The organism is Flavobacterium rhizosphaerae, assembly GCF_046000445.1.
In the GTDB taxonomy this organism is placed as follows: Bacteria; Bacteroidota; Bacteroidia; order Flavobacteriales; family Flavobacteriaceae; genus Flavobacterium; species Flavobacterium rhizosphaerae.
The window spans coordinates 21,822-40,337 of the sequence record NZ_JBELPZ010000010.1 but is presented as its reverse complement, the minus strand read 5'-3'; the positions used below and the strand labels follow the sequence as shown (position 1 = coordinate 40,337).

Here is an 18,516-nt window from a genome sequence, read left to right as displayed (position 1 = left end):
ATCAATTTTATTTTAGCATTTTTTTTGTAGCTTTCTGCACTTATTTAAGATTTAAAAAGTGTATTTCCTGTTAAAATCATTCTATGAGAAAAATTTTTACGCTTGGCTTATTTTTTCTGTTGCTTAAGGTCTTTGCTGTATCCGGCCCTCCTTCGGCATTTTCGGTAAACGCCTCAAACCCTAAATATACCACCCTGCCAGATAGCTGCTATAGTTTTCTGGACTTAGGTAAACGAAAATTTACACTTAAAGAAGTAATAGCTAGGGGCAATACTCCCTTCCCTGAATCGCAAGATGTATTTCATGTAAATATTTTTAATGAAAATTACTCCTGGACCTGGTACCGTTTAAAAAACACCTCTTCAGATGCCTATACTGTAGCCTTGCGTGCCAATAGCAGTAAATCTCATATATATGTTCTGGATAAAGGTAAATGGCATTCCTACAAAACAGGGGACAAAATTGCATGGAGCGAAAAAGACGGGGATAAAAACAAAGATTACATTCCGTATAAAATAGAGCCGGGAAAAGAAATACTGGTATATTCTTATGATAAAGGCTACTATTCTCCCCCGGCCATAGGCAACTTTTTAAAACTAACAGAAGAAAGCTACCTCAAGTCAAATGTTTTTAAAGAGGAGCATGTTATTGTATTTGGTTTTGCAGGCTTTATATTATTCGGTATGGTTTTTAACCTGCTGTTTTATTACGTTTCGAGGGAAAAGCTATACCTTGTCTATTCGCTTTTACTGTTTTTTTCGGCATTAACCATTGCCGATGATGCTATTGGGTTGCTGTTTTTTAAGGAAAATAAAACATGGTACGTATACTTTCAAATATTTGAGGCTATAGGTTTCATTATTATGTTTGTGTATACCGTGCGGTACTTTTTTAGTATGAAAGACTACTTTCCCCGTTGGGATAAGGTATTTATGTATGCTGCTCCCATATTTATAGTAGTAAGTTTTCTGTTTGCATTAATCTTATATCTTTTTAGAAATGACAGTGGCTCTATAGAATTAAAATTAATAGTATTGCTAATATGGGGCTTAACGGGAATAATTATGTTTCTGGTGGTAATAGCTTTTTTTATACTGCTTATCTGGATGCTTATTATTATTGCAAAACGTAAAGACAGGGAGGCTCGGTTGTTTACTATTGCCCTTATACCATTTTTTGCCAGCTTTATAGTAAATATATTTTTATCATGGCAATGGCTTACCCAAGCAGCCTGGATATGGACAATGATTGTGCTTTCGTGGGGGTTATTTGCGCGTTTTAAAAGGTTACAGGAAGAATATGCCAAACAAGCGCTTGAAAAAGAGCGTATAGCCCGTGAAAAAGAGGAAGAAAAAAATATAATTATTGCAGAGCAGAATGTACGCTTAGAAAAACTTGTTACAGAACGCACAGCCGACCTTGAAAAATCGCTTAATGAGCTTAAGCAAACCCAGGACCAGCTTATACAAAGTGAAAAGATGGCAAGCCTGGGCGAACTTACCGCCGGTATAGCCCACGAGATACAAAACCCGTTAAATTTTGTAAATAATTTTAGCGATGTTAGTATAGAGCTTCTTGATGAAATGGAAGAAGAACTTGATAAAGGCGATACCGAAGAGGTAAAAGCCCTGGCAGGTGATATAAAACAAAACCTTGAAAAAATAGCCCACCACGGGCGCCGTGCCGATGGTATAGTAAAAGGTATGCTCCAACACAGCCGTGCCTCTACCGGGCAAAAAGAGTTTACTGATATTAATGCATTGGCCGATGAATATTTTCGCCTGGCTTACCATGGCCTGCGTGCAAAAGATAAAAGCTTTAATGCCGACCTTGTAACGCATTTTGCAGAGAACCTGCCTAAAATAAGTGTTGTACCGCAGGATGTAGGCCGGGTATTGCTTAATTTATTTACCAATGCTTTTTATGCTACACAGCAAAAAGCAAAACAGGCAGATGCAGGCAGTTACAAACCGGTTGTAGAGGTTAGCACAAGCCAGCAGGGCAGTAGTATAGAAATAAAGGTTAAAGATAATGGTACAGGTATACCTGATGCGGTAAGGGACAAGATACTCCAGCCATTTTTTACTACTAAACCCACAGGTGAGGGCACCGGCCTGGGCTTATCATTAAGTTATGATATTATTGTAAAAGGGCATGGAGGTACCATTGAAATAAATTCGGAAGAAGGTGTTTTTTCTGAGTTTATAATAAAACTTAATGTAGGGTAATAAAAGATACTTAAACAGCATTTGCAGCCCTTTTAAAATAATTTTAAATTAGGCTGCTTTAAAGTATAGGTTTAAATAAAGTAAACAGCCAATAAATATAATATGAAGATACTGGTAGTAGATGATGAAGCTGATGTGCAGCCATTGTTCTTACAACGGTTCAGAAAAGAATTAAAGACCGGAGAGGTTGATTTTGATTTTGCCCTTTCGGGCGAAGATGCGCTAAAATACCTTGAAGAAAAACATAATGAAGTAGTACTGATACTTTCAGATATTAATATGCCGGGCATGAGCGGTATAGAGCTATTGGGTAGGATAAGACAGGATTATAACAGGCCACCCCCTGTTATTATGATGGTTACAGCGTATGGCGACCAGGAAAATTATAATCAGGCTATGCAAAACGGCGCAAATGATTTTTTAACCAAACCATTAGATTTTTCGGCATTAAAAGAAAAATTAAAAAATTTACCACACAATGACTAAGATACTTGTAGTAGATGATGAGGCAGATTTAGAGATTTTGGTAAAGCAAAAATTCCGTAAAAAAATTCGTGAAAATATCTATGAATTTGTTTTTGCACAAAATGGGGAAGAAGCACTCTTACGTGTAAATGAACACCCTGATCTTGCTGTAGTGTTAAGCGATATAAATATGCCCGTTATGGATGGGCTTACCTTATTGAGCCGCCTTGCAGAAGTTAGCCCGGTATTAAAGGCTGTAGTGGTTTCGGCCTACGGCGATATGCAAAATATACGCACAGCCATGAACCGCGGTGCGTTTGATTTTATAACCAAACCGGTAGATTTTGATGACCTGGAACTTACTATAGAAAAAACCGCACGCCATGTAAAACAAATACAGGATACTATTAAAGCCATAAAAGAAAACAATATCCTTAAAATGTATGTGGATGAAAATGTGCTCAATTTTATGACGCACAGGGAGGCAGAGCAAACATTACTTAAAAATGAAATAGTTGATGCCTCTGTAATGTTTATAGATGTATGTGGTTTTACATCAATTACAGAAAAAGCCCCTGCCAACCAGGTCATAGAGCTGCTTAACAGCCTTTTTGATAAAATTGTAAAAGAGATAATTGGGCAAAATGGGCATGTAGATAAATTTATGGGCGATGCTGTTATGGCTGTTTTTAGGGGAGAGTATCACCTGGACCGTGCTATTGATGCCGCCCTTGCTATACGTGAGCAGCTTAAGGATGTAGCAGAAATACAATTTGGAGACATATTGTACAAACCACAAATTTCTACAGGTATTAATAGTGGCGAGTTAGTATCAGGCAATATAGGGTCGGCATCATTAAAAAGGCTGGATTATACTGTAATTGGCGATGTAGTAAACCTGGCACAAAGGCTTCAGGGCGTTGCCAGGCCGGGACAGATATTAATAACCGCAGAGGTATATAACAAAGCGAAAGAATCGTTCAGCTGTACACAGGTGGGTGAGTTTACGCTTAAAAATAAAGCCAATCCGGTACTCATATATGAGGTTTTGGAATAGCATTACACAATTACGGTTATTATTTTGTGTGTGCTGTAAACTATAGGCATGAGTAGGTAATAACTATAAATAAATGAATATAAGGGCAGCCTTAGGGCTGTTTTTATTTCCGGTTATTTTGTAAATCCGTAATTTTACACCTTAGACAAACAAACAACACATGGAATTTAAAAATACACTTGAATTTGCCCGCTCTCTTGATGCTCAGGATAAACTGGCAAAATACAGGGATGAGTTTATTTTTCCGCATGTAAACGGAAAACAGGTTATTTATTTTACAGGTAATTCGCTTGGATTACAGCCAAAAAGCGCTCAGGCCTATGTAAATGAGGTAATGGGCGATTGGGGTAAACTGGCTGTAGAAGGCCATTTTTATGCCGATAAACCCTGGTGGGATTATCATGAACGTTTTGCAGTGCCACTTAGTAAGATAGTAGGCGCATTGCCTGCCGAAATTACTGTAATGAATACCCTTACGGTAAACCTGCACCTGCTAATGGTTAGTTTTTACCAGCCTACGGCAAAAAGGTTTAAAATAATTTGCGAGGAAAAAGCCTTTCCAAGCGACCAGTATATGATTCACAGCCAAGTGTGTTTTCACGGCTATGAGCCGGAAGATGCCATTGTAGAAATTAAGCGCAGGCCGGGTGAGCATAACATTCGCCTGGAAGATGTGCTGGCAAAAATAGAAGAAGTAGGAGATGAGCTGGCACTGGTGCTTATGGGAGGCGTAAACTACTATACAGGACAGGTTTTTGACATAAAAACCATTACCAAGGCCGGGCAGGATGCCGGGGCTTACGTTGGGTGGGACCTTGCCCACGCCGCGGGTAATATAGCCTTAGAGCTGCACGAATGGAATGTAGACTTTGCTGCATGGTGCAGCTATAAATATATGAACAGCGGCCCCGGTAATGCATCGGGTGCTTTTGTGCACGAAATGCACCATAATGACTTGGATTTGCCACGTTTTGCAGGGTGGTGGGGCCACAACAAAGAGCGCCGCTTTTTAATGGAACCTAAGTTTGACCCGGTACGCGGGGCAGATGGATGGCAGGTAAGCAACCTGCCGGTATTATCACTGGCACCCTATTTGGCATCTGTAGATATGTTTGATGAGGTTGGTATGCCCGCTCTAATTAAAAAGAGAGACTGCATTACGGCTTACCTTGAATTTATTTTGCATGAAATAGATAAAGAGGTAAAAAGTACGTTTGAAATTATTACACCATCAACGCCGGAAGAAAGAGCTTGCCAGCTATCGGTATTCCTGCATGGGGAGGGCAGGCAGTTGTTTGATTACCTTATGGAGCACGGTGTAATTACAGATTGGCGCGAACCTAATGTAATACGCCTTGCGCCCGTACCTTTATATTGCTCTTATGAAGATATGTATAATTTTGGGCAAATACTTAAAAGCGGGATTTTAAGCCACGGCTAATATAGTTACTGCGCTTTATAATAAATAAAAAACGGCTGCCTTATAATAAGAGCAGCCGTTTCTTTTGTATATCTAAATATATTCAGGGGCTTATTAAAATTTAAAACCTATACCCAATTGAAATACAGAGTTTTTAACGTCTGCATCATCAATAATATCAGTTAAACCCTGGGTATAACGTCCATAAGCAAATAGTCCCATAGAGGTTTGAAATGTTACCCCGGCGGCTACGCCAAAGTCAAAACTTTTCACCTCGTCACGGTTCCAGTCACCATCGTCGTCATTGGCATCAAAGTCAATTTCTTCATTTACTTTAAAGTTAAACTGTGGCCCGGCCTCAACGCTAAGTCCGTCGGTAAGGTAAAATTTACCTAAAACTGGTACATTAATATAATCAATCTGGTACTCTACCTTACGGTCTCCAAAAAAGCCGCCGCCGTCAACTTCAAACCCCTGTCCGGAGTAAAGTGCCTCAGCCTGGATAGATATAAAGCTGCCCACAGGCATTTCACCTACAACACCTACGTGAAAGCTGGTTCTTGAATCGGGGCTGTCAAAATCATCACCATTTACCGTGGCAAAATTTACACCACCTTTTACTCCAAAGCTTGGCGCCATAGAATCTCTGTTACTTGCATCCTCTTGTGCATTGATAGTTGCTACCGAGCCAAACATTAATGCGGCTGCTGGTAAAATTTTAAGTAATTTCATCATTTATTAGTTTTAGTTTTGCGATTCAAAAGTATCCCAATAAAAAGTGGTAAATCGTCAAAGAGTTCTTAATTCACATAACTTTAACCACAATGAATAAGTGGACAACATTTATTACAGATTATAAAAACTACCTTCGGATTGAGCGTGGGCTGGCAGCCAATTCTATAGAAAATTATGTTTATGATGTATATAAGTTGTCTGATTATTTGGAGGTTAACGGTATAGATGTGTCGCCATTAAAAGTTACAGAAGAAATAATACAGCAGTTTATTTACCAATCGGCGGCAGAATTAAATGCTTCTTCAAGGGCCAGGCTGATTTCGGGTCTTAAGAGTTTTTTTAACTTTTTATTATTTGAAGAATACCGCAATACTACCCCTATGGAACTGATTGAGGTGCCCAAAATTGGCCGTAAACTACCCGATATACTCTCTACTGAGGAAATTGACAGGCTTATTGGCGCTATAGATTTAAGTAAGCCGGAGGGTGAACGTAACCGTGCTATGTTGGAAACATTATACAGTTGTGGGCTTAGGGTAAGTGAACTTATTAATTTAAAAATTTCAGACCTTTTTTTTGAAGAAGGTTTTATAAAGGTAACAGGCAAGGGCAGTAAACAGCGTTTTGTACCTATAGGAGGTACTACACAAAAAATTATTAACGGCTATTGTAATACCATCCGTAACCATATTGCAGTACAAAAAGGACATGAAGACACGTTGTTTTTGAATAGGAGGGGCAAGGGGTTAACCAGGGCTATGGTATTTACAATTATAAAAAACCTTGCAAAGCATATAAACCTGAATAAAACCATAAGCCCCCATACATTAAGGCATTCTTTTGCTACCCACCTGCTAGAAAACGGCGCCGACCTCAGGTCTATCCAATTAATGATGGGACACGAATCTATAACCACAACCGAAATATATATGCATTTAGATCGTACATTTTTAAGCAATATTATAAGTGCTTATCACCCAAGGAAATAATTATATGTTAAAAGTAGATTTTTTTAAAAATAATCAATATATAAATTAATATATGTTATTTTTGTTTGTTTAACACACCCTCCTATCTATACAAATGCTGCAGGCAGACACAGAAAGTATTAGCGCTTTTTATAAAAAGCTTTTAGATGAAGTACCAGATATCATATTTAAAGCCGTTTTTAACGGTAATAAATTTTCTGTGGTTTTTTGTAGCGAGTCAGTAAAAGATATTTATGAACTTACACCCGAAGAATTCAAAAATAACCCCGACTTATTAATTTACGAGCGTATTATACCTGAAGACCGTTCCGGGTTTATAAAAAAAATGGAACTTTCTAAAAGAAGGTTAGTTAGGTATGACCATGAGTACCGTGTAATATTACCCCAGAAAGGTTTACGGTGGATGCGTATAACTGGCAAACCGGAACTACGGGCTGATAATACTATAGGGTTTTATACACGGGTAAGCGATATTACAGACCTAAAAGAAAAAGAACGGGAACTGAAGTTATCTGAAGAGCGTTTTCATTTTGCACTTAACGCCGCTTCAGAAGGTGTTTGGGACCTGGACCTGCAAACGCAAACCTGTTATTTTAGCGGCCAGGTAATGAAGATTTTAGGCCTTGAAGATAAAGAAGTTGTTGTGCCTATTAGCTTTTGGGAATCGCGCATACACCCTGAAGATATAGTAAACAGAGAAAAAGACCGAAAAAAAACATTTGATAATTTTAATGTGCCATACGAAAGCATTTTTCGTGTCCGTAAAGAAGATGAAAAATATAAATGGGTACTTAGCAGGGGGCAGATTGTAGATTTTAGTGGTAATAACCCAATACGCGCCATAGGTGTTGTAAAAGATATTACACAGTTAAAAGAAAAAGAAATTGAACTTGGCAATACTATAAATATAATTGGCAGCCAAAATAATAGGTTAAGCAACTTTGCACATATAGTATCACATAACCTGCGCTCTCATGCCAGTAACCTCAAAATGTTTCTTGACTTATTTAAAGATGCAGATGATAAAGAGCGCGAAGAAATGCTGCAACACCTTGAGGCTATTTCTAACGGGTTAAGCATTACTATTAGCCACCTTAAAGAACTGGTGGAAATACAAATGGAAGTTAAAACAATTAAAGAAAAACTTAATCTGAGGCATTATTTAAAAAATATTTTAAATATATTACATAGTGAAATTACAAAGCATGGCGTTACTATAGAGATAAATATACCGTTGGATGCCACAGTAGATTATAATCCTGCGTATCTTGAAAGTATTTTGCTTAATTTTACAACAAACGCAATAAAGTATTCAAGTTCGGAAAGAAAGCCTATGATTTCTTACGATTTCGAAATTGTAGAGGGTAGAAAGGCGCTTTTTATAACAGATAACGGATTAGGAATAGATCTCAGGAAACATAAAAATGCTTTATTCGGAATGTATAAAACATTTCATAAACATCGAAACTCCCGCGGTATTGGTTTATTTATAACCAAAAACCAGATAGAAGCCATGGGCGGTAAAGTTGAAGTGTTTAGCGAAGTGAATAAGGGCACTACATTTAAAATTTATTTTAATGAAGAAGTTTGAGAGCATGTATGTAATTGATGATGACAAAATCTATCATTTTTTACTTAAAAACTTAATGAAGCAAAACGGGATAGAAATTACTTCCAAATTTTTTTTAAATGGTTTAGATGCAATTGAATATATAAAAAATAACAATGCAGAGGAAGATATACCAGACGTGATATTATTGGACGTAAATATGCCTATAATGAACGGCTGGCAGTTTTTAGAAGAGTTTAAAAAATTAACTAACCTCACAAAAGTGCCAGTTGTATATATGATAAGCTCTTCTAACGATAACGTGGATATACAAAAATCTAAAGATTTTAATGAGGTTGTAAAAGACTATTTTTTGAAGCCTATTTGCAAAGAAGACCTATTTAAGATATTTGTAAAATAAAAAAAACTGCCCCAAAGTTAATAACCCGGGGCAGTTTTTTATTTAATTTGTTTTTTCTACTTTCACTTCTTTCTTAGAAACGGTAACATTACTGTTATCATCACCATTTTTACTTTTAAGGCTAAAACCATCTTCACCAATACTTACTGATGTGCCATCAGGATCTTCAGTTGTGGTTGTTGTAGTAGTGGTAGTGGTGCTGGTTTGTGGTGCCGGGGTGCTTGCCGGTGCCGGGTCTGATACAGGCGGTTGGGTAGGTGTGGGTTCATGCTTATCTTTACAGGAAGCCAACAGGCCCACAAACAGGGCAGACATTATTACCATCGTTCTCATATTTCTATACTTTATGGTTATTAATGTTGTAAAATTAAAATAATATAATTTTTTTAACCATATGCCTAACAAAAATTTAAGATATTAACCCAATCTGTTTAGAGTGTTCTATAGCTTCACTGCTGTTTTTAAAATAACATGTGGCCACCCCTATTTCTTCCATATTTTTTATGGCAGCCAGGGCCTTACTTTTTTTAGAACTTCCGGTTTGCCTTATATAAACGGCCTTTACCGTAAGTGGAAACATTTTACATATATTAAGGTAAAGAAATGGGTCATGTTGAGAGTCATCTCCCAAAAGTGTATACTGCAGGTGTGGGTAAAACTCCAGTATGTGTTTAATTTTTTCAAACTTATGCCCATGGCTACCGCGTCCGGTAACAAAAAAATCCAACAGGCTGGTTTTTATATCTTTTAATAAAAGCACCCCCCGCGGCAGTTCGTGTATACGTGTAAACTTTACAATAAAGCTGTAAAGGTTCCATTCACTGCTCGATACATAAAAAAAAGCATTTCGTTCGTCTTTATTATTACGCCCTGCGGTACTTAGTGCCCGGTAATGAGATACTACATCTTCAAATATCCTGCGGTCATTTATGTTCTTCCATAAAAGTATATAGAGCTTCTTGAAAAAATTACGTGTGTGCGATACCAGAAAAGTATCGTCAATATCCGATATAAACCCAAGGTTTCCCTCATAAGGGCGTATAAATGATCCATGTTCTTTTATTTCTTCCCCCTCATAAAAAGTGCTCACCTTATAATCGGTCCAGCCATGGCCAACTTCTTCCAGAAGCGGAATGCAAAATTTAAAATAACCGTCATCAAGAGATCTTGTATGTATGCGTTTGCCATTATGATCCAGATATACATCAGTATTTGCAATTGTTTTTGCCCGGTACATGCGTATTATTGACTTAGCGTTTTTAAAACGTTTTTTTTCAAACTCATAGTTGCTGGCGGGGTTGGGTTTAAAAACATGGCCAAATACTATAAGTTCATTTTCATTGGCATAACCACGGTACAATTTTAAAATTGGCTTCATTAAAATTTATCTTTATAATAAGAATTTCACATTCTAATTTAGTTATTTTTATTGAAAATTTAAAGCAAATGAGCCTTCAGGATAAATTTATATTGGTTGTTAATCCTATCTCAGGAGGGCATGACAAAACCGAACTACTCGAAAGCGTAAAGCAATATGCCCAGGATAAAGGAGTTACACTGATAGAATACGAAACTACAGGTGACAATGACGAGGAGGTAATAAAACAACTTTGCATAAAACACAACCCGCCCAGAATACTCGTGGCAGGGGGTGATGGGACCATAAAAATGGTGGCCGAAGCATTAGAGAAACGGGATATTATTATAGGGGTGTTGCCTGCCGGCAGCGCCAACGGGCTTTCGGTTGACCTTGAATTGCCTGAGGATGTTGATGAAATTATTGAAACAGCATTTAATGGCAAGCCTATGGCGATGGACATGGTGAGCATAAACAAAAAAATGAGTTTACACCTGAGTGACCTTGGCGCCAATGCCGAACTGATTAAAAATTATGAAGGAGGTAAGTTACGGGGTAAATTAGGTTATGCCTTACAGGCATTTAACACGTTGAAAGAACTGGGAGACCCTTTTGAGGCAGATATAAAAGCCAACGGGGAAACAATGCGCACCGAAGCCAGGATGATTGTTATAGCCAATACAAAGCGATATGGTACAGGTGTTACTATTAACCCGATAGGAAAAATGGATGATGGTAAATTTGAAATAGTAATTTTAAAAAGCCTGGATCCCATATTAATTGGTAAAATACTTACAGGCAATATGCCGGTTAAAGATGATGAAAATGTAGATATCATTTCAACACAGGAGGCTCTTATTGAAACCAACGCACCGGTGAGTTTTCAGATTGATGGTGAATATTGCGGACTTACCGATAAACTGGATATTAAAATACTGCACAAACAAATGAAGGTATCGGTGCCTAATTTTTAAAAGGGCTGCGCTCTTTCCATTCCACCACAGGGTCAAAATAAATAAAAAAACGTGCCATAAAGAGGTTTACTAGTGGATTGGTGTGTTTTATAAGGCCGTATACTTTTTCTGCCCGGGCACCTATAGAGCTTTTTATCTCCATTGCAGTACGGCCGTATATTATATGGCTAAATTGTTTCTTAATACCATATCCGGCCATATCATACAGCATATTCAGGTACAGCATTTTTTGTTTTTGTAAAGATGCATCATACCCTAAAAAATAAGTATCCATATCTTTGCCGTTTTTAATAAGAGTATTAAAACCGATTAGTTTCCCCTCAAGAAAATAGCCATAAAAGCGAAAGTTATCTTTAAGTTGTTGTTTAAAAATATAAAAATGGTTCTCCGGCAGGTGAAACGTATTGAAACCCGCATTGCCTGCAACAGTAAGGTACAGCCTTTGTATGCAAGGGTTGTTATCTTTTATTTCTTCGGCGTTTAGCTGGTATTTTTCTATGCCTTCTGCCTTTTTCCGGGCACGGTTATATTGGGTGCGGTATTTGGTAGTAAGGTCAGAAAGATAATTATCCATAGCCCGCCAGCTGCTGCGGATGTCAAATATCATATTTGGCTGGGTGCTAAAACGGTAATAGCCGTGGTACCCCGCAGCCTTAAAATCAGGGAACTCGTCTTCATTAAAATCTTTAACAGCTATCAGGTTTATTGTAATGCCTTTGCACCTGTATTGGCTTTTAATATCCAGTAAAGCGTTTTCAAAAGCCTTTAATACATCAGCTTCATTACTATTTCCATCAATTAAATAAGCATTTTGCCCGGTAAGCATATTATTGCCCAGGATAAGCACCCTTGAAGAAAATTTTTTAAAAAGGTATTCTTTTAAGCAAAAATCTTTTTGTTGTGGGGTAAACGTAGTTACATTATATAAATTAATGTATTGGGCCAGTGCAATAGCACAAAGGGTATCATTAGCAAATATTCCTATAAAATGGGCTTCAACATTATCAGGTGCTGACTGTTCTAATACAGAAAGGTATGCCCTTGAAAGAAAAATGTTTTTTAATGACAGGTTATCCCATTCAGGAGGTAGTGCCGCTGCCGAGTTAAAAATTTTGTAATGTAGCTGTTGTGCCAAGTTTTAATTATAAGCCAGCCCAAAGTGGGAGATAGGCAAAGTTACAAATTTATTGCCAGCTGCACAGTATACCTCCCATTAGTGTAAGGCATACCACCCAGTACCCGGAATTTATAAGTATGTATTTCCAGCTCTTTTTTTCAAAAAGTGCGCTGGTACCTGCTATAGGCAATCCCAAAAATATACCGGTAAGACAACCATGAAGCGCACCGTGTTTAAAAGTGCGGTATGCATCGGCATAATCGGCCATAAAGGCGGTATAGCTTGGTTTGGCGCTATCTGCTTTCATTGCCCCGCCAATAAGGCTCATGGCACCCATTTGGTGTACTACAATAGTTTGTAAAAGCATATTTGCCATAAAGGCAAAAAGCAGTGTGAGCGCAAATATTTTTAGCATGTTGCCTTTTTGGGCGGGATCTGGTATAATACCTGCCTCACGCATCCATATGGTGCCAAAAACTTTAGGGTTGTACCATATAAAGCCAATAGGCAACATAATAATGGTGGCTACAACAAAAGCCCAGGGATTTACTAACATATTTTAATTGTTTTGGTGTTATGTCAAACAAATATAATATTTTAATTTATTTGTAAATCAGTGTTTTATGTATTTTAAAAAACGCCATGGCTGTCGGTGTTTTAGGTATGCCGGGTTGCCTTCACAGGCGTATGCTTCCCGTTCAAAACAGATGTTTCTATAAGCCTTCTGTTTGTTTTTATAATAGATGAGGCGTATAAGATATTCTATACTGTACCAAATATAAAACGGTATAATTAAAAGCTCAGCCTGCTGTCGCAGGTGAATGCGTTCATGGTTCAGCAATTCAGGGTTATTAAATTGCTTATCCCTAAGCAAAATAAATGGGAAAAGCGTTATGGCGGTATAGCCTTTAGGTACTAAATATTTAGAGGTAACAACTATCATTCCCTGTAAAGTTCCTAAATTTGCGAATATGAGCAGCGAAATTTTTGGAAATAAATTAACAGAGGGTGAAGATTATTACCTGTCGCCCGAAGGTTATAAAGTATTTACCGAAGCTTATCATTTAAAACGGGGTTACTGCTGTAAAAGCGGCTGCCGCCACTGCCCATACGGGTATGATAAAAAAACGGGAGACTTTAAGAAATAGTTATTGGTTGCCGGTTGTCAGTTGCTGGTTACAGAGCTGAACTCTGAATACTAAACACTAAATACTATAATAAATGACATTTCAACAACAAATATTAGAAGGCATACCATCCGTTTTACCGCAACCAAAGCCGTATGATACTGCTATAAACCATGCACCAAAGCGAAAAGATATATTATCTGCCGAAGAAAAAAAACTGGCATTACGCAATGCCTTGAGATATTTTGAGCCACAACACCATGAGGTACTGGTAAAAGAGTTTGCAGAAGAGCTTGATAAATACGGCCGCATTTACATGTACCGCCTCAGGCCTGATTACAAAATGTATGCCCGCCCTATAGATGAATACCCGGGTAATTGCCAGCAGGCAAAGGCCATAATGCTGATGATACAAAATAACCTTGACTATGCCGTGGCACAACACCCGCATGAACTGATTACTTATGGCGGTAACGGGGCGGTGTTTCAAAACTGGGCGCAATACCGGCTTACCATGAAATATCTTGCCGAAATGACTGATGGGCAAACACTGGTAATGTATAGCGGACACCCTATGGGCCTGTTCCCGTCTCATAAAGAGGCGCCAAGGGTAGTAGTTACTAATGGCATGGTAATACCAAACTACAGTAAACCCGATGACTGGGAAAAATTTAATGCTCTTGGGGTATCTCAATACGGACAAATGACTGCTGGTAGTTATATGTACATAGGGCCTCAGGGTATTGTTCATGGCACTACTATTACAGTACTTAACGGCGGGCGTAAAATAGCGAAAAACGGTGAAGGGCTTGCTGGTAAATTATTTGTAACCTCAGGACTTGGTGGCATGAGTGGCGCACAGCCTAAAGCCGGTAATATTGCTGGTTGTATTACAGTTTGTGCCGAAGTAAACCCCAAAGCAGTATATACCCGCCACAGCCAGGGCTGGGTAGATGAAGTAATTTCTAATCTGGATGACCTTGTAACACGGGTAAGAAAAGCTAAAGAAAACAAAGAAGTAGTTTCTATAGCATATCAGGGTAATGTGGTGGAGGTATGGGAGAAGTTTGACAAAGAGAATATATATATAGACCTGGGTAGCGACCAAACCTCGTTGCATAATCCCTGGGCAGGGGGCTATTATCCTGTGGGGCTTTCTTTTGAAGATGCCAACGTGTATATGGCTAATGACCCTGTAACTTTTAAAGAAAAAGTACAGGAGTCATTACGCAGGCAGGCAGCGGCTATAAACAGGCATACTGCAAAGGGTACGTATTTCTTTGACTATGGTAATGCTTTCCTTTTAGAGGCCTCCCGTGCCGGAGCCGATATTATGGCAGATAATGGTATTGACTTTAAATATCCAAGTTATGTGCAGGATATTATGGGGCCTATGTGTTTTGACTATGGTTTTGGACCGTTCCGTTGGGTATGCGCTTCTGGTAAGCCGGAAGATTTGCAATTTACAGATGATTTGGCGGCTTCGGTACTGGAAGAAATGGCTATAACTGCCCCTGGTGAAATACGCCAGCAAATGGAAGATAACATTCGCTGGATAAAAGGCGCGCAGCAAAATAAACTGGTAGTAGGGTCTCAGGCGCGCATTTTATATGCCGATGCCGATGGGCGTATAAATATTGCAAGGGCTTTTAATAAAGCTATTGCCGAAGGTAAAATAGGCCCGGTGGTATTGGGGCGCGACCATCATGATGTAAGTGGTACTGATTCCCCTTACAGGGAAACGAGCAATATTTATGACGGATCACGCTTTACGGCCGATATGGCCATACAAAATGTAATAGGCGATAGCTTTCGCGGGGCTACATGGGTAAGCATACACAACGGTGGCGGTGTAGGTTGGGGAGAGGTTATAAATGGTGGCTTCGGCATGGTTCTTGATGGTTCTCAGGAAGCGTCAAGACGCTTGGAATCAATGCTTTTCTGGGATGTTAACAATGGTATTGCAAGGCGAGGCTGGGCACGTAATGAGGGGGCTGTTTTTGCTATAAAACGCGCTATGGAGCATGAGCCTCTTTTAAAAGTTACCCTGCCCAATAATGTTAGTGATACAGTATTTGATTTGTAATTCCTGTTAAAGAGTTGATTGCTGGTGTTGCGGTGTTTTTGTTGCTATGAAAAAACGATTAACTTTTATTACCAGAATTATGAGAACAATTAAATATCTCCCGTTATTATTTATCGCTGCCTTTGCAGTGGGCTGTGCCTCTATTAATGTACGTTCAGATTATGACGATACCGTTAATTTTACCGCTTATAAAACCTATGGGTTTTTGAAAGATGGTATTGATAAGGCCGAAATAAATGACCTTGACAAAAAGCGTATTATGAACGCGCTTGAAGCAGAGTTAGCATCAAAAGGTTTTACTAAAAGCGATAAGCCCGATCTGTATGTGAATTTTTTTACCAAAGCCACCCAAAATGTTAATGTAAATAACTGGGGAGGCTACGGTATGGGCTGGGGCTGGGGCCCTTACTGGGGTTGGGGAGGTCCTTGGGGATGGGGTGGTTACACCTCTGTTAATACCCAGACAGAAGGCACCCTGTATGTAGATATGATTGATGCCAGTAAAAAAGAACTGGTTTGGCAGGGTGTGGGAAATGGGGTATTAACCCAAAACCGCGATAAAAAAACAGAAAGAATTAAAGAGTTTGTACAAAAAATTATAGCTGAGTTCCCTCCGCAAAAAGATTAAGTAAATAGGACATATAAAAAAGGGTCGGCTTCATATGAAACCGACCCTTTTGTGTTAATACAAATGTGTATTTATATTATTTATTTCTTTTAGCAAGAACTTGTGCTTTAGCTTGTGCTATTTGTGCCTGAGTTGCATTTTTAACGGCTGCATTATTTGTTGTCCTTGCGGCAAACCTTCCGGTAGTAGTATCATAAAAGCCCCATTGGCCGTCATAATTTCCACTAACTACATCACCATTCGCTAAAGTGATAGTGTAGTCATAAGTCCATGTTTGTGATTCTACTGTATTACCAGCTTCAAAAGCGCTTATATTCATAGAAGCATCGGTAGCTACTTCAGTATCGTCAGCATAAGTATTAGAATCAAGATATACTTCAACATTAAAAATACTGTTTACTGTAGCATCATCACCAAAAGTATAAGAACCTGTAGTTGGTAAATCAAGAGATTCACTTAACTGTGCTGTTGTAAAGTAAATATAAACATCATTAGGATAAGAGGCATCATCACCTTCACCAACCTGATTGTATGGGTTTGCTACCCAGTAGCTTAATCCTGCTTCAAGATCACTTCCAAGATAGTAAAGAGTAGATTTATCAGTAGTGTACTCAGTACCATTTAGTAAGGCAATATTTGTACCTTCCAAAGTAGCGGTAAACATAACATCTTCACTCGTTAGTTCCTGATAAACAGCATGAACACTATAACTTCCTGATGCATCAGGAGTAAAAGCATTACCTTCTATAGCTACATCATTTACATAAAATACAGCATCTTCTGTAACATCAACAGATGTATTTGTAGTTGCAGTAAAAGTTACCTCATCGCCTACATTTACTTCGGTTGCAGAAACCGCAACACTTACAGATGTAGCAGGGTTAGCAGCTACAACAACAGTAATATCATTACTGGTCAGGTCATCTTTTGTTGCATGCACGGTAAAGCTACCCACTTGTGTTGCTTCAAAAGTATTTCCTGATTGTGCTACATTGTTCACATAGATTGTTGCGTCAGAAGTTACATTTTCATCAAGGTTATTTTTTACTGTAAAAGTAAAAGTTTCACCTACAGTTACTGTCTGTGCATCTGCAGTTAATACAATAGCAGTTTCCTTATTTGAACCAGAATCATCATCGTTACTACATGATGTAAATAAAGCTGTTCCGGCAACAGCTAAAAAGCAAAATAATTTTTTCATAACAATTAAGTAATGTTAGATTAGTGTAATATTTAAAAACCCGAAATTACGCATGTTATTTCAAGGTAAATAGTTAAATATTTGTTAAATAATGCTTATTTTCTAATATTCAGTTACTTATAGGGTTTTAAAATGCAAAAAAAAAGCTAAAATGTTCTTTTTGTTGAATTTTTTTCAAAATTTCCAAGTAAGTTAACTTTTGTAAAAACAATTAATTAGCTATAAAAGATAATGGTAAGCATTATTTTGCCTAATACAGATTATTAAAAGGCAGAAGTAAACATTACAACTGTTCTATGCTTATGTTATTTTTGTGAAAGGGGTATCCTGATATAATTTCCGGGTATTACCTCCAGTCAACATCAGATGAGTTGCTGCCAAAATAAAAGGTAAGTCCAACCGAAATATTCGCAAGAGATCCTGTAAAGCCTTTAATAGGGTCTTCCTGGTTATGCCAGTTCCCATCATAATCCCTGTTTTGCGAAAAATTCACGATGTAGGAAAAATCCGCATGCAGTGCAAGGTTTTTAATAATATGGTATTGTGGGGTAATACCAATAATAAAATTACCCATACTATCTGTTTTATCCTGCTTTCCGGTAACAATGTTAATAGTGGTCATATAAGAGTAGCCAAAGCCCGCATGCGCAAGCATATTAGTATTGGCAATACTCTCCCGCAAATTTAAGGTACGTCCCAGGTTATGTACTGCCTGTACCGATATCCTTTTGTAATCTGTTCCTGTTTCTTTATCAGCGCCTTCTGCGGTAGTTGTAAATTTATCAGCGCCAAAATCAAATTTCATCCCCCAAAATTCATCTACCATATACCTAAAGCCTACCTCAAAGTGATTAAGCTGCGTAATGCCCGGCTTACCCGAAATACCTAAACCATAACCTGCTTCAATAGAATACTGGTCATTCTTGTTTTGTGAAAAAACACTGGCTGAAAATAATAATACGAGTAAAAAAAGGTTTCTTTTTAGGTTCATGTTGAAGAATTTTTAAAAAAGTACCGCAAATATATCCCGTAAAAATTTAACATTCAAAACAAAAACCTATTATGTATTATGTGCGTATGTATAATTAGGAGAAATTGCTATGAGGGCTTTTTTTCATGTAAGTGTGTTTTATTTATTGGTTAGTGAAATAAGGGTATGCTT

At 38.1% G+C, this 18,516-nt stretch carries 19 protein-coding genes; 11 read left to right on the top strand and 8 right to left on the bottom strand.

Features of this window, described 5'->3' with window-relative positions; genetic code table 11:
• The first annotated feature begins 83 nt into the window (after positions 1-83).
• The 4 genes from ABS766_RS10815 to kynU all read left to right on the top strand — a co-directional run bounded on the left by ABS766_RS10815 (position 84) and on the right by kynU (position 5,191).
• Entirely contained in the window at positions 84-2,228 is a 2,145-nt protein-coding gene (locus tag ABS766_RS10815) for an ATP-binding protein (RefSeq protein WP_408085169.1), read from the top strand.
• A gap of 102 nt (positions 2,229-2,330) precedes the next feature.
• Complete coding sequence (locus ABS766_RS10810; protein WP_408085168.1) at positions 2,331-2,714, top strand: response regulator; 384 nt, start codon at positions 2,331-2,333, stop codon at positions 2,712-2,714.
• Positions 2,707-3,750 (top strand): adenylate/guanylate cyclase domain-containing protein, encoded by a 1,044-nt coding sequence (locus ABS766_RS10805; protein ID WP_408085167.1) that lies wholly within the window; start codon positions 2,707-2,709, stop codon positions 3,748-3,750. Before ABS766_RS10810 ends, ABS766_RS10805 begins: the two co-directional genes overlap by 8 nt.
• Positions 3,751-3,910: 160 nt before the next feature.
• A complete protein-coding gene (gene kynU, locus ABS766_RS10800) occupies positions 3,911-5,191 on the top strand; it encodes a kynureninase (protein ID WP_408085166.1) in 1,281 nt (426 codons plus the stop codon).
• 93 nt (positions 5,192-5,284) lie between these two features.
• Here the strand turns inward: kynU and ABS766_RS10795 are convergent, their stop codons facing one another.
• On the bottom strand, positions 5,285-5,902 hold the full coding sequence (locus ABS766_RS10795) for a porin family protein (protein ID WP_457809845.1): 618 nt from the start codon (positions 5,900-5,902) through the stop codon (positions 5,285-5,287).
• A gap of 92 nt (positions 5,903-5,994) precedes the next feature.
• Here ABS766_RS10795 and xerD point away from each other — a divergent pair, with 92 nt between their 5' ends.
• The 3 genes from xerD to ABS766_RS10780 all read left to right on the top strand — a co-directional run bounded on the left by xerD (position 5,995) and on the right by ABS766_RS10780 (position 8,864).
• Entirely contained in the window at positions 5,995-6,894 is a 900-nt protein-coding gene (gene xerD / locus ABS766_RS10790) for a site-specific tyrosine recombinase XerD (protein ID WP_408085163.1), read from the top strand.
• 94 nt (positions 6,895-6,988) lie between these two features.
• Positions 6,989-8,485: a PAS domain-containing sensor histidine kinase gene (locus ABS766_RS10785; RefSeq protein ID WP_408085162.1), complete on the top strand. Its 1,497-nt coding sequence runs from the start codon at positions 6,989-6,991 to the stop codon at positions 8,483-8,485.
• A complete protein-coding gene (locus ABS766_RS10780; RefSeq protein WP_408085161.1) occupies positions 8,472-8,864 on the top strand; it encodes a response regulator in 393 nt (130 codons plus the stop codon). Before ABS766_RS10785 ends, ABS766_RS10780 begins: the two co-directional genes overlap by 14 nt.
• Before the next feature lie 42 nt (positions 8,865-8,906).
• Here ABS766_RS10780 and ABS766_RS10775 read toward each other — a convergent pair whose 3' ends face one another.
• Together ABS766_RS10775 and ABS766_RS10770 are read right to left on the bottom strand one after the other, a co-directional pair.
• Entirely contained in the window at positions 8,907-9,197 is a 291-nt protein-coding gene (locus ABS766_RS10775; protein WP_408085160.1) for a hypothetical protein, read from the bottom strand.
• 76 nt (positions 9,198-9,273) lie between these two features.
• Positions 9,274-10,242, bottom strand: coding sequence for an App1 family protein (locus tag ABS766_RS10770; RefSeq protein WP_408085159.1), 969 nt, complete (start codon positions 10,240-10,242; stop codon positions 9,274-9,276).
• 68 nt (positions 10,243-10,310) lie between these two features.
• Between ABS766_RS10770 and ABS766_RS10765 the strand changes: the two genes are divergently transcribed.
• Complete coding sequence (locus ABS766_RS10765) at positions 10,311-11,195, top strand: diacylglycerol/lipid kinase family protein (RefSeq protein ID WP_408085158.1); 885 nt, start codon at positions 10,311-10,313, stop codon at positions 11,193-11,195.
• Here the strand turns inward: ABS766_RS10765 and ABS766_RS10760 are convergent.
• From ABS766_RS10760 to ABS766_RS10750, 3 genes are read right to left on the bottom strand one after another with little or no spacing between them, the layout of a single operon-like run.
• Positions 11,185-12,330 (bottom strand): 8-amino-7-oxononanoate synthase, encoded by a 1,146-nt coding sequence (locus ABS766_RS10760; RefSeq protein ID WP_408085157.1) that lies wholly within the window; start codon positions 12,328-12,330, stop codon positions 11,185-11,187. The genes ABS766_RS10765 and ABS766_RS10760 overlap by 11 nt on opposite strands.
• Positions 12,331-12,379: 49 nt before the next feature.
• Positions 12,380-12,868: a DUF1761 domain-containing protein gene (locus tag ABS766_RS10755; RefSeq protein ID WP_408085156.1), complete on the bottom strand. Its 489-nt coding sequence runs from the start codon at positions 12,866-12,868 to the stop codon at positions 12,380-12,382.
• Between the two features lie 57 nt (positions 12,869-12,925).
• Positions 12,926-13,252, bottom strand: coding sequence for a hypothetical protein (locus tag ABS766_RS10750; protein ID WP_408085244.1), 327 nt, complete (start codon positions 13,250-13,252; stop codon positions 12,926-12,928).
• A gap of 31 nt (positions 13,253-13,283) precedes the next feature.
• On the opposite strand from ABS766_RS10750, the gene ABS766_RS10745 reads away from it, so the two are divergent.
• The 3 genes from ABS766_RS10745 to ABS766_RS10735 all read left to right on the top strand — a co-directional run bounded on the left by ABS766_RS10745 (position 13,284) and on the right by ABS766_RS10735 (position 16,153).
• The gene (locus ABS766_RS10745) at positions 13,284-13,460 is read left to right on the top strand and encodes a DUF5522 domain-containing protein (protein WP_408085155.1); all 177 of its coding nucleotides are present in this window, start codon (positions 13,284-13,286) and stop codon (positions 13,458-13,460) included.
• A gap of 73 nt (positions 13,461-13,533) precedes the next feature.
• Positions 13,534-15,525 (top strand): urocanate hydratase, encoded by a 1,992-nt coding sequence (locus ABS766_RS10740; protein WP_408085154.1) that lies wholly within the window; start codon positions 13,534-13,536, stop codon positions 15,523-15,525.
• A gap of 79 nt (positions 15,526-15,604) precedes the next feature.
• Positions 15,605-16,153 carry a DUF4136 domain-containing protein gene (locus ABS766_RS10735; RefSeq protein WP_408085153.1) on the top strand — a complete coding sequence of 183 codons (549 nt, stop codon included), beginning with the start codon at positions 15,605-15,607 and terminating at the stop codon, positions 16,151-16,153.
• Positions 16,154-16,229: 76 nt separating this feature from the next.
• Here ABS766_RS10735 and ABS766_RS10730 read toward each other — a convergent pair whose 3' ends face one another.
• A complete protein-coding gene (locus ABS766_RS10730) occupies positions 16,230-17,354 on the bottom strand; it encodes a hypothetical protein (RefSeq protein ID WP_408085152.1) in 1,125 nt (374 codons plus the stop codon).
• A gap of 346 nt (positions 17,355-17,700) precedes the next feature.
• Positions 17,701-18,345, bottom strand: coding sequence for an outer membrane beta-barrel protein (locus ABS766_RS10725; RefSeq protein WP_408085151.1), 645 nt, complete (start codon positions 18,343-18,345; stop codon positions 17,701-17,703).
• Positions 18,346-18,516: the final 171 nt, after the last annotated feature.